We start from the raw sequence: 12781 nt of genomic DNA on the forward strand, positions 1-12781 counted from the left end.
ATTATGATATTATGATTCTGAGCCGAAAAAGGATTAAGCACGTTTGTTAAATTCTTGGACAAAACGTTTTTCGGCATAAATAGGATAGGTCAACAGCAACCAACCTAAGCCTAGTGAATAGCCAGCCAGGACATCGCTTGGATAATGCACGCCAAGATAGATACGGCTACACCCAATGAGCAAGATGAATAAAGCGAGGATAACTTGGCAAATGCGTTGACTGGTCTTGTTGTGAATAAAAAGTGGCACGAAGAAAATCAGTGTCCCATATAAAACCATACTACCAGAAGAATGCCCACTAGGAAAGCTATAGCCTGGCGCGTGGACCAGATGCTCACCACTTGGACGTAGGCGATGGACTAACACTTTCACTATATTTGTTAAAGCTAAAGCCACACCAATCATGCCAGCACTTAACCAAAGCGCTTCTAGTTTGCGCTGTCCATAGATTAAGACGGCTATAATGGCGATGGTTAAGATGACCATGGTAATCACATTGGCAAATTTGGTTATCCAACTAAAAAAGGCGGTACCTTGTGGACGTAGCGCTTGAATGGTTTGACTGATCGTTGTGTCAAAGCCTTTCAGAGTTGTCGGATAAAATTTAGCGATGTAAGTCAAAACCGCAAATAGTAGTAAAAAGCAGCTACCGGCAAATTGATAATAAAGTTTGTTTTTCGTCATGTCTTTTCCTTTCTAGATACGAATAATTTTCTTAAACATTTCAGTCATATTACGTCAAATGAATAAGTTTGAGTTCTATTATAGCCGAAATAGTAGTTTTTTAGTAGTAAGTAGTGAAAATACGCGCTGTTTTTCTAAATTTTTATAAAGAAATGTGTCCTTCGTGGAGGAAAAGTTTAACCCTTCGATTAAGAATATAACAAATTGATGAATTTCATTCGTTTTTAAAGTAAAGCTTTTTGTTTTGGTGTATAATAAATCTTGAGCTTTTAGATGAACATTTTACAGGTACATACGTTTGTTTAAAAGGTTTTTGGATAGTCTTTATAAAATAATATTTTAGAATCGATAATTTATTGATGTTGGAGGATAGAAAATGAAAAAACATACTGGTTATCAAGTGAAACATCATACAGCAAATCATAAAAAATATCGAAAATTAAGTAAAACAGCTGCGGTTGTGGGGAGTACTGTGACGGCTGTAAGTGTGGCTGCCCCATTAATGCCTGCGGTGAATGTTCAGGCAGATACTGTGCAATATAGCAGTGCATCTAGTCAACAACAATTTATCAATCAAATTGCCCCACATGCCCAGTCTGTAGCCAATGCCAATGATTTATATGCTTCAGTTATGATGGCTCAAGCGATTTTAGAAAGTGCGTGGGGGCAAAGTACGCTAGCTCAAGCACCCAACTATAATTTGTTCGGTATTAAAGGAAGCTATAATGGTCAAACCGTTTACATGGATACATTGGAATTTTTAAACGGTCAATGGGTAACGAAAAATGAGCCTTTCCGTCGCTATCCTTCTTATGCAGAATCATTTATGGATAATGCGCGTACGTTAAGAACGGTCTCTTTCCAATCTGGGGTCTACTACTATGCTGGGGCTTGGAAGAGTAACACAACTTCATATCGTGATGCTACAGCCTGGTTAACCGGACGTTATGCAACCGATCCTAACTATGCAACTTCGTTAAACCGTATTATTGAAACATACGGGCTAACGCGATACGATACTGCGAGTAATGGCACTCCTTCTACAGTGATTGGTGGAGGGATTAGTTCAGAAAACAATGCAGGAGTAGTTAATAACCCAAGTCAATCTACTGGTAATCTCGGTGGCTCAACTTATACTGTTTCTGTTGGTGATACATTATGGGCAATTTCACGCAAATTTGGTGTGACTATTACACAATTGAAAAGTTGGAATAATTTGTCCAGTGATATGATTTATGTAGGACAAAAATTATCGATTCAAACAGGAACGGGAAATACAGCTGTGACTCCAACTCCGAGTACACCGGGAGTATCTAACAACCCAACCACTTCGAACGCTCAGACTTATACTGTGGTAGCAGGCGATTCAGTTTGGAAGATTGCCCATCAATTCGGTATTTCGATGGATACTTTACGTAGTTTAAATAATATACAAAATAATTTTATCTATCCAGGACAAGTCTTGAAAATTCGAATTATTAGTAGTAATAATGTGACAACACCTACGCCTGAGTCAACTCCAAGTATTCCCACAGGTAGTCAGACAAGTACACAAACACCTACTAATCAAACAAGTGATACAATTTATACAGTCAAATCCGGTGATAGTTTATGGGCGATTGCTAATAAACATGGCCTATCTGTGAGCCAATTGAAGAGCATAAACCACTTAACTAGCGATATTATCTATCCAGGACAAAAACTTAATACCAAGACCAAAGTATCTTCGCAAGATACGGTTTCTTCATCGACAACCAAACCAGCACCAAGCCAAGAGTCGATAACGTCAAGTAATACATCAACAAGCACTAGTAAGACATATACGGTTGCTTCTGGAGATAGCCTTTGGGCAATTGCTAATAAACATGGCTTATCTGTGAGTCAATTAAAGAATATGAATGGATTGACTAGTGATGTAATTTATCCAGGCCAAACATTAAAAGTAGGTCAAGGGAATAATACAAGTACGACAGCGCCAAGTAAAATAGCTACGACAACACCAGCACCAAGCCAAGTGCCGACAACGTCAAGTAATACATCAACAAGCACTAGTAAGACATATACGGTTGCTTCTGGAGATAGCCTTTGGGCAATTGCTAATAAACATGGTTTATCTGTGAGTCAATTAAAGAATATGAATGGATTGACTAGTGATGTAATTTATCCAGGCCAAACATTAAAAGTAGGTCAAGGGAATAATACAAGTACGACAGCGCCAAGTAAAATAGCTACGACAACACCAGCACCAAGCCAAGTGTCGACAACGTCAAGTAATACGTCAACAAGCACTAGTAAGACATATACGGTTGCTTCTGGAGATAGCCTTTGGGCAATTGCTAATAAACATGGCTTATCTGTGAGTCAATTAAAGAATATGAATGGATTGACTAGTGATGTAATTTATCCAGGCCAAACATTAAAAGTAGGTCAAGGGAATAATACAAGTACGACAGCGCCAAGTAAAATAGCTACGACAACACCAGCACCAAGCCAAGTGCCGACAACGTCAAGTAATACATCAACAAGCACTAGTAAGACATATACGGTTGCTTCTGGAGATAGCCTTTGGGCAATTGCTAATAAACATGGTTTATCTGTGAGTCAATTAAAGAATATGAATGGATTGACTAGTGATGTAATTTATCCAGGCCAAACATTAAAAGTAGGTCAAGGGAATAATACAAGTACGACAGCGCCAAGTAAAATAGCTACGACAACACCAGCACCAAGCCAAGTGTCGACAACGTCAAGTAATACGTCAACAAGCACTAGTAAGACATATACGGTTGCTTCTGGAGATAGCCTTTGGGCAATTGCTAATAAACATGGCTTATCTGTGAGTCAATTAAAGAATATGAATGGATTGACTAGTGATGTAATTTATCCGGGTAAACAATTATTGGTAAGTCAAACAAGTAATTCGTCAGCTACAGTTAATTTAATTAGTTTGAATACAACGAATACGAATAGTTCTTCGAATAACTTAAATAGAGCGGCTATTGTAGCTGAAGCAAATAAACATATTGGAAAACCTTATGCTTGGGGGGCGAAAGGACCAGATAGTTTTGATTGTTCGGGTTATACTCGCTATGTGTTCTTGCAAGTAACAGGACGTGATATTGGTAGCAATACAGTAGCTCAAGAAAAAGCTGGTACAATTATTTCTGTTGATCAAGCTAAAGCAGGGGATTTGTATTTTTGGGGTTCTCAAGGTAGTAGTTACCATGTAGCGATTGCTTTAGGAAACGGTTCATATATTTATGCTTCAGAGCCTGGAGACTTTGTAAAAATTGGCTCAGTAGCAAATTTTGCACCTGATTTTGCTGTACGGATGTAATAATCTTAACCTAGACAACATTTCTGCTATAGCAAATACGGAAAATAGTAGAAGAGAACGATTGTTAACTTGAATTTTATTGTAAAATTTGTTACGATAAAACCAACTTATACTTCACATTGACAAGGAACAGTAAAAAGTGATGCAGATTCAGAGAGAGTATGGTTGGTGCAAATACTCCTGACAACTTTTGAAGCTCGCCTTGAAGTGATGGGTGCTGAAAGTAGTAGGCATCCACGGTGACAATCGTTAACATGTTCAAGGTCAGCAATGTCTGATGAAGAATAGGTGGTACCACGTGTGAATGACGTCCTATAGGGAATATTACGTTCCTTATAGGACTTTTTGTATAAGGTTGTGAGAAGGGTCGATTAGCTACTAGCAGCTAAGTTTGTCCGGAATGTCAGGGAAATCCACTGTATTTAAAGATTTTCCTAGACAGACCGGCTTAGATGCGATGTAGCTACCCTTCGAACACCGTGTATAAGGCCGATCAGCTACGAGCGGATAAGCAATCAATATATGAAGTGTTCACACGACATGATTTCATCAGGACCCTTTAGCTAGTCTAAGGTTCAAGATATACCATATTTTTTAGGAGGAAAAGCAAGTGAATTACAATCACAAGACCATTGAGAAAAAATGGCAAAAGTATTGGGCTGCTCACAATACGTTCAATACAACAACAGATCCCGATAAGCCAAAATTCTATGCACTAGACATGTTCCCTTATCCATCTGGGCAAGGCTTACACGTTGGCCATCCAGAAGGGTATACGGCAACTGATATTTTATCTCGTTTCAAACGGGCACAAGGCTATAACGTCTTACATCCAATGGGGTGGGATGCCTTTGGTTTACCTGCGGAACAATATGCTTTAGATACCGGCAATGATCCAGCAGAATTTACCAAGAAAAATATCGAAACCTTCCGTCGTCAAATTAATTCTTTAGGTTTTAGTTATGACTGGAATCGTGAAGTCAACACGACTGATCCTGAATATTACAAATGGACACAATGGATTTTCACCAAATTATATGAAAAAGGATTAGCCTATGAAGCAGAAGTTGCGGTAAACTGGGTGCCTGAATTAGGAACAGTTATCGCCAACGAAGAAGTCATCGATGGTAAGAGTGAACGTGGTGGTTATGATGTGATTCGTAAACCAATGCGTCAATGGATGTTGAAAATCACGGCTTATGCAGACCGCCTATTAGATGATTTAGAAGAATTAGACTGGCCAGAAAGTATCAAAGAAATGCAAAGAAACTGGATTGGTCGCTCGGTTGGGGCGAATGTAACCTTTAAAGTGGCCGGTACAGATAAAGAATTTACCGTCTTTACCACTCGTCCAGATACTTTATTTGGGGCTACCTATACCGTACTTGCGCCAGAATTGGACTTAGTAAAAGAAATTACGACACCAGAACAAATGCAAGCTGTGGAAGACTATATCGCCCAAGCAGCGAAAAAATCTGACTTAAACCGTACTGATTTAGCTAAGGAAAAAACTGGGGTATTTACCGGAGCTTATGCAATTAACCCAGTCAATGGAAAAGAAATACCAATTTGGATTGCGGATTATGTGCTTGCTTCATATGGAACTGGGGCAATTATGGCAGTACCGGCACATGATGACCGAGATTTTGAATTTGCGAAAACATTTGATTTAGAAATTATCCCCGTCTTAGCAGGTGGCGATGTAACTAAAGCACCATTTACTGAAGATGGCGAACATATCAATTCTGAATTTTTAAATGGTTTAAATAAACAAGAAGCCATTGATAAAATGGTGGCTTGGTTAGAAGAACATGGCGTAGGGAAAAAAGAAGTCAGCTATCGTCTTCGTGACTGGTTATTCTCACGTCAACGCTACTGGGGCGAACCAATTCCAATCATTCATTGGGAAGATGGCACAACTACCGCTTTAAGCGAAGAAGAATTACCATTGCGTTTACCTAAAGCGGATAATATCAAACCAAGTGGTACCGGTGAATCACCATTAGCCAACATTACAGATTGGGTCAATGTGGTCGATCCTAAGACAGGCTTGAAAGGTCGTCGTGAAACCAATACTATGCCACAATGGGCGGGTAGTTCATGGTACTTCTTACGCTATGTTGATCCACACAACAAACAAGCTTTGGCCGATTATGAAAAATTAAAACAATGGTTGCCAGTAGATATTTACATCGGGGGAGCTGAACATGCGGTATTACACTTATTGTATGCTCGTTTCTGGCATAAATTCTTGTATGATTTAGGCGTAGTACCAACCAAAGAACCATTCCAAAAATTATTTAACCAAGGAATGATTTTAGGGGAAAACAATGAAAAAATGTCTAAATCTCGCGGCAATGTCGTAAACCCTGATGATGTCGTGAAACAATATGGTGCTGATACTTTACGTCTTTATGAAATGTTTATGGGACCATTGGACGCCTCAATTGCTTGGAGTGAAAATGGCCTTGAAGGTAGCCGTAAATTCTTAGACCGTGTATGGCGTTTGATTGTTGATGAAAATGGTAAACTTAGAGACCGTATCACGACCTTTAACGATGGTAAATTAGATAAAGTCTATAACCAAACTGTGAAGAAAGTGACAGAAGACTTCGAAAATCTACACTTTAACACAGCTATTTCTCAAATGATGGTCTTTGTCAATGAAGCTTATAAGGCAGATGCACTTCCTTATGCCTATATTGAAGGTTTTGTTCAATTATTAGCGCCAATTGCTCCACATATCGCTGAAGAATTGTGGGAAATCTTAGGCAATGAAGGCGGCATTTCTTATGTGCCATGGCCTACCTTTGATGAAGCAGCTTTAGTTGAATCAGAAGTAGAAATTGTTTGCCAAATCAACGGAAAAGTCCGTGCCAAACTAATGGTACCAGTCGATAGTAGTAAAGAAGCCTTGGAAGAACTTGCTTTAGCCAATGAACAAATCAAAGAACAAATTGCTGGCAAGACTGTCCGCAAGGTGATTGCTGTACCGAATAAATTGGTAAATATCGTAGCAAACTAGCAAATAAAAACAAGCACTTATCCTCTGCACTAGGAGGTGAGTGCTTGTTTTGCTATTATTTTTAAACTAATTCAATCACTATTTAAATTCAATCCGCAAGTTTTCTTTCTTCTTCTGATAATCTGATAGAAATGCCATAATCTTATCGCCTTCCTTTCTTTGTAGTATATTGTATTGCCTTGTGCTATGTCAGTAAAATATCGCAGTGGAATTCGAACCTTCAAAATAGTAGGTGGTGAGGTCTGAAATGTAATCAGGACATATTTGATTCAACAAAAGACTCGCAGAAATTTTGGAAGATGTGAAAAGCTTACGTTAAATGAACTGAGGACAAAAAAGATAGGGCGGCTTATTTGTTCACTTAGATAGCTAGTTGATGCATATTTGTTATAAAAAGTATGAAATATTTTGATTTTTGAGCAGTCTAGTGTGATTTTGGAAATGTCTTTGTTATAATGAGAAAAAACAGAAAAAGAGGTTGAATGATGTCTTATTCAGAACTTTTACATAAAGAAGCGATTCGCCCGTTTTTATTGGAAATGCGCATTGGCTTGGAAAAGGAAAGTCAACGTGTCGATTTAGCGGGCAATCTAGCACAAAGCGATCATCCCAAAACATTAGGAAGCCGGACTTTTCATCCATATATTCAAACAGATTTTGCTGAAACGCAGGTCGAATTAATTACACCAGTGACAAATAGTCCAAAAGAAGCTTTGCGAAAATTAGCAATGATTCATGATGTTATTTATCGTTCTATGAATCCTGAGGAAATGCTTTGGCCCTTAAGTATGCCGCCAGCCTTGCCTGATGATGAAGAACAAATTATGATTGCCAAACTAAAGACAAAAGAAGATGTGTTATACCGTCGTTATTTGGCAAAAGTTTATGGTAAACGTAAGCAAATGGTTAGTGGGATTCATGTCAATATCGAGTTAGGTCAAAAATTCATGACGACCCTTCATCAATTAGAAAATAGTCCAGTGAGTTTGGCTGCCTTTCGTACACAAGTGTATCTGCACCTCACACAGCAATACTTACATTATCGTTATGTTTACACCTATCTATTTGGGGCTTCTCCACTTCCGGAAAAGAACTATTGTCTATCCGATGCCCCTCATGATTATGTTCGTAGTATTCGTAATTCTAAAGCTGGCTACCAAAACAAAGAAGCCCTTCATGTCAGCTTTGAAAGTTTTGACCAGTATTGTCAAGATTTAAAACAGCTCGTCGCCCAAGGAAAATTGATTGAAGAAAAAGAGTTCTATTCAGCCGTGCGTTTACGTCAAGGAAAAGGCGAAGAGTATTTAGAAGATGCGATTCGTTACATTGAATTACGTAATGTGGACTTAAATCCTTTTGAAGCGATTGGTATCAATGAAGAACAGCTTGTTTTTATCCAAGTATTCTTATTATATTTATTAACTCAAGAAGCGCCAAGTGATGTCGATGCCTTTTTACAACTTGGTGAGCAATACAACCAACAAGTCGCCATGGAGCATCCTGAAAAAGAAAGTGCCTTGCAAGAAGAAGTGATTCGCATTATTGATGAATTGGTGGCTTTAGTCAAAGAGTTAGATTTACCTGTAGAACAAGAATGGCTTAGAAAATGGCAAAAGATGGCGCGCCACCCACAAGCCACGCTAGCTAGTGAGTACATTGCTAAATTAAAAAACCAAACGCAACACGAACTGGCAACGCAATTAGGACGTCAATATCACGAAAAAGCTTGGGCGCATCCTTATCAGTTGGCAGGATATCGTAGCATGGAATTATCGACGCAAATCATGATGTTTGATGCCATTCAAAAAGGCGTGACAGTTGAAGTATTGGATGAGGTCGATCAGTTTATCAAATTAACTTACGATGGCCAAACAGAATATGTGAAAAAGGCGAATATGACCAGTAAAGATAACTATGTCGTCCCATTAATCATGGAAAATAAAGTGGTAACGAAAAAAGTGCTTGCCGCTTCTCATTTTAGAGTCCCTCAAGGTGCGGAATACCAAGATTTAGCCAGTGCCTTAAGAGATTATCCTAAATATGCGCAAGGAAAAGTAGTGATTAAGCCTAAGAGTACCAACTACGGGCTAGGAATTACGATTTTTAAAGAGGCGATGAGTCAAGCGGATTATCAAAAAGCCTTAGAAATTGCTTTTAAAGAAGATATCGATGTTTTGGTAGAAGAATATTTTGCCGGTACTGAATATCGTTTCTTTGTGATTAATGGTCAGACCAAGGCTATCATGTTACGAGTGCCAGCAAATGTCAAAGGCGATGGGCTACATTCTATTCGTGAATTAGTTGAACAGAAAAACCAAGATATTTTACGCGGCACGCATCATCGTTATCCGTTAGAAAAGATTCAGTTAGGCGATATCGAAGCGTTGATGCTTAAAGAACAGGGATATGATTTTGAAACGATCTTGCCAAAGGATGTCACAGCTTGGTTAAGAGAAAATTCCAATATCTCTACAGGTGGCGATTCGATTGATATGACCGATGAAATTCCGGATGATTATAAGCAAATTGCCGCTCAAGCAGTCGAAGCATTGGGAGCGAAAATTTCAGGTATTGATTTAATTATTCCGGATTATCATCAAAGTGCCACTGCGCCAGATGCTTATGGAATTATTGAGGCGAATTTCAACCCTGCTATGCATATGCACGCCTATCCATATGAAGGGAAAGGACGCCGCTTAACCTTAGAAGTGTTGCAGATGCTATTTCCAACCTTGAAAATATAAAAGGCTCGCCAAATTTGATTGGCGAACCTTATGAAAAGAGCTTATGCCAAAAAGATTCATGTTTTTTGGATGTAGGCTCTTTTGTGTTTGATGGATATTTTTCAGCAATATCAATGATCGCTTCGTTGACTGCCTGACTATCCACGATTAACAAGCCGATACTATCCTCATTACAAGGCTGACTTGACTCGGTGACGGTAAAAGGAATTTGAGCTTGACTGAGAATGGTGATATAGGTCGCTTGCAGACTTTCGGGCAATTTCGCATTTAATAACGCTTTGTAGCCTTTAAATTCTGCTAGATGGTTTTTCAGAGTGGTTTGTAGCTTAGGATTTTGCATTTCACTTTTGGTCATGGAAAGTAAGCAACGTTCTCTAAAAGTCCCTAGATATTTTGCTTGTTCTTCGGGATTGATTTTCGGTGCGCCGTATAGAGACTTATCTAAATGTTGTTGTAATTGATCGCTCATGCATTTTCCTCCGATTCGTTTTCTCCATTGTAACAAAAGCACTTGAAGTCGTCAAAACAGCTTTAACGTAGAAAATGTGCTAGAATAGAAGCGAGGTGAGGAAAATGAAATTAACTTTAACGCCAGAAGCAATCGAAAAATTACAAACAAAAATGCAAAAGGGAGATTATATCTTGCTTGACTATGAAGATGCGACGGGACCTTTTGTCGATAGCGCTGCCAGTTGTCAATTATATCCAAGTTTTCGTTTCTTGTTTGTCCCAGGTGACTTTGACCAAGAAAAATTAGCGGTCTATGATCATGTACACGAAACTCCGCTTGGCAAAGTTTATATGAAGTCAAGATCGGAAATGTTACTAGATGAAGATGTTCGAGTGGTAGTTGAACCTGTCTATCATGCCTTGCAATTACGTTCAGATAGTGGCATTTTAGCCAACAATATCGAAGTTAGACGGATTAACCCTGCCGATTATGAAGGCAAAACGAATACTACTCCAGGTACTTGTTAATAAATAAGGATAAGTTAGCCTAGTGTTTAGCGAACGTTGAATAACTAAGAGAATCCAAATCATTGGAAAATCTACTTTATTTACATTTTTTTGAATAGAAAAAAGCAGCCGAGTACGAAAAGAATGGAAAAAAACGTACTCGGCTTTACTAATTATGGAAGATGGTCAATGAGAATAGGAAAACCATCTAAATATTACATACACTAGAAAAGAATCTAGCGTAGATACCTAATTTTGGACTAATTTCAAAAAACGTTGTGGCAATCTCTGACATACCAAAAATCCAATACCTGCAGAACAAATGGCTTTAATCATATCTGGTAGCAAAAAGTTCACACAACCAGCGATGAGGGCTTGATTCAATGGCATGCCGGTCGCAAATTTTAACCAAATGCTACCAACAATTAAGGTAGTCGCAAACCCGATTATATTGGCAATTAGTACCGTCACAAAGCTTTTCGGATTCATTTGGATGATGGCCCCGATGAGGAATGCACATAGTACAAATCCCCATAGATAGCCCCCTGATGGACCAAATAAGGCACCGACACCCGCCGAACCACCAGCATAAACGGGTAGCCCAATCGCACCTAAAACAAGATAGATAATAACCGCAAGACTACCTACTTTACGTCCTAAAATCGTGGCAGTTAAACCAACAATAAAGGTTTGTAGCGTTAAGGGAACAATTGGCAAAGGAATAGTAAATTGCGCAAATACGGCAATCACTGCGGCAAAAATCGCTGCGACCAATTGTTTTTGTAATCGAATATTTTGCATAATTAAATTCTCCTTTTAATTATGTTAACCATGTATTAATTTCTGGTTAACTCAAAAAGATTATAACATCATGTTTACCAAAATGCAAATAAAGGTTAACGAAAGTAAAAAGTACTCTCTATTTGTTGTAATTAAGTGAATAATATCGAAGAATACGAAAATGCGGTGAGGAAGTTGGATGAATACGTAAGAGTTTTAAATATGGATAAATACAAGACAGACGATTTTTCCATTAATATTGATTAAATGTTCAAAATTCCAACATATTCTTGTCTATATTTGATATAATGTAAAAAAAACAACAAAGGATTAAACATGAATAAACGAGAACGACTAGAAGAAATTACACGATTGGTAAATAAAAAAGGTACGGTACGAATTTCTGAGATTGTTAAATTGCTAAATGTTACTGATATGACAGTTCGACGTGATTTTATAGAATTGGAAGAGCAAGGAGTTCTAACCAAAATCCATGGTGGTGCTAGAAGTAATAAGGCTTTTCAATATCGGGAATATTCTCATTCTGAGAAACATATTCAAAATAAGGAAGCCAAGCAAGAGATAGCAGAAAGGGCAACACAACTGATAGAAGATGGAGACACGGTATTTTTAGGTCCAGGAACAACAGTGGCCTTTCTGGCTGAAGCCATTAAAAATCCTCGTCTAACTGTCATCACAAACTGTATGCCTGTTTTTACCATCTTATCACAAAAGAAGACAGAGGATTTTCAAGTCTTTCTCCTTGGAGGAGAATATCGCCAAGTGACAGAATCGTTTGTAGGAGAAATTACCAATACAAGTTTAGAAAAACTGCGATTCAGCAAGATTTTCTTTTCAGGTAACGGGCTTAAAGGGAGTGATGTCATGACTTCCACCCTAGCTGAAGCTTATACGCAAAATATTGCTATTAAACATTCTTTAGAAAAATATCTACTGCTAGATGCCTCGAAAATTGGAAAAGATGATTTTACTTCTTTTTGTGATTTGAATGATTTGACAGCACTAGTGACAGATATGAATGCGAATGATGAAAACTACCAATTATTACATAACCACATTGAAATTATTTCAACAAAATTATAAAATTATCAAAACCAACAGCAAAATGTTGGTTTTTTGTTTGTATACGAAAAAAAATAAACAAAATATGTTGACTTTATGTTTGTTTGATTGTATAATTTAAACATAAAAAGTGAAAACGCTTTTTCTAAGTTTTGCAAAACAAAGATTTTT

General features: G+C 38.0%; 8 protein-coding genes and 1 other annotated feature. Of the genes, 5 read left to right on the forward strand and 3 right to left on the reverse strand.

The window, feature by feature from the left end; all coding sequences use genetic code 11:
* Positions 1-33: 33 nt before the first annotated feature.
* A complete protein-coding gene (locus tag I567_RS00235) occupies positions 34-684 on the reverse strand; it encodes a phosphatase PAP2 family protein (RefSeq protein ID WP_016250250.1) in 651 nt (216 codons plus the stop codon).
* Positions 685-1060: 376 nt separating this feature from the next.
* Here I567_RS00235 and I567_RS12230 point away from each other — a divergent pair, with 376 nt between their 5' ends.
* The 3 genes from I567_RS12230 to gshAB all read left to right on the forward strand — a co-directional run bounded on the left by I567_RS12230 (position 1061) and on the right by gshAB (position 9790).
* Positions 1061-4021 carry a C40 family peptidase gene (locus tag I567_RS12230; protein ID WP_016250251.1) on the forward strand — a complete coding sequence of 987 codons (2961 nt, stop codon included), beginning with the start codon at positions 1061-1063 and terminating at the stop codon, positions 4019-4021.
* A gap of 110 nt (positions 4022-4131) precedes the next feature.
* Positions 4132-4339: a binding site (T-box leader), on the forward strand.
* Positions 4340-4631: 292 nt separating this feature from the next.
* Positions 4632-7046, forward strand: coding sequence for a leucine--tRNA ligase (leuS, locus tag I567_RS00245; protein WP_016250252.1), 2415 nt, complete (start codon positions 4632-4634; stop codon positions 7044-7046).
* A gap of 485 nt (positions 7047-7531) precedes the next feature.
* The gene (gshAB, locus tag I567_RS00250) at positions 7532-9790 is read left to right on the forward strand and encodes a bifunctional glutamate--cysteine ligase GshA/glutathione synthetase GshB (RefSeq protein ID WP_016250253.1); all 2259 of its coding nucleotides are present in this window, start codon (positions 7532-7534) and stop codon (positions 9788-9790) included.
* Positions 9791-9818: 28 nt separating this feature from the next.
* On the opposite strand, the gene I567_RS00255 is transcribed toward gshAB, so the two are convergent.
* On the reverse strand, positions 9819-10259 hold the full coding sequence (locus I567_RS00255; protein ID WP_016250254.1) for a YueI family protein: 441 nt from the start codon (positions 10257-10259) through the stop codon (positions 9819-9821).
* 104 nt (positions 10260-10363) lie between these two features.
* On the opposite strand from I567_RS00255, the gene I567_RS00260 reads away from it, so the two are divergent.
* A complete protein-coding gene (locus I567_RS00260; protein WP_016250255.1) occupies positions 10364-10768 on the forward strand; it encodes an iron-sulfur cluster biosynthesis family protein in 405 nt (134 codons plus the stop codon).
* A 228-nt stretch (positions 10769-10996) separates the two neighbouring features.
* Here I567_RS00260 and I567_RS00265 read toward each other — a convergent pair whose 3' ends face one another.
* Positions 10997-11548, reverse strand: a complete 552-nt coding sequence (locus tag I567_RS00265) for a biotin transporter BioY (RefSeq protein WP_016250256.1) — start codon at positions 11546-11548, stop codon at positions 10997-10999.
* A 315-nt stretch (positions 11549-11863) separates the two neighbouring features.
* Between I567_RS00265 and I567_RS00270 the strand changes: the two genes are divergently transcribed.
* Positions 11864-12631 carry a DeoR/GlpR family DNA-binding transcription regulator gene (locus I567_RS00270; RefSeq protein ID WP_016250257.1) on the forward strand — a complete coding sequence of 256 codons (768 nt, stop codon included), beginning with the start codon at positions 11864-11866 and terminating at the stop codon, positions 12629-12631.
* Positions 12632-12781 lie beyond the last annotated feature (150 nt).

Source organism: Enterococcus cecorum DSM 20682 = ATCC 43198 (genome assembly GCF_000407565.1).
Lineage (GTDB): Bacteria > Bacillota > Bacilli > Lactobacillales > Enterococcaceae > Enterococcus_E > Enterococcus_E cecorum.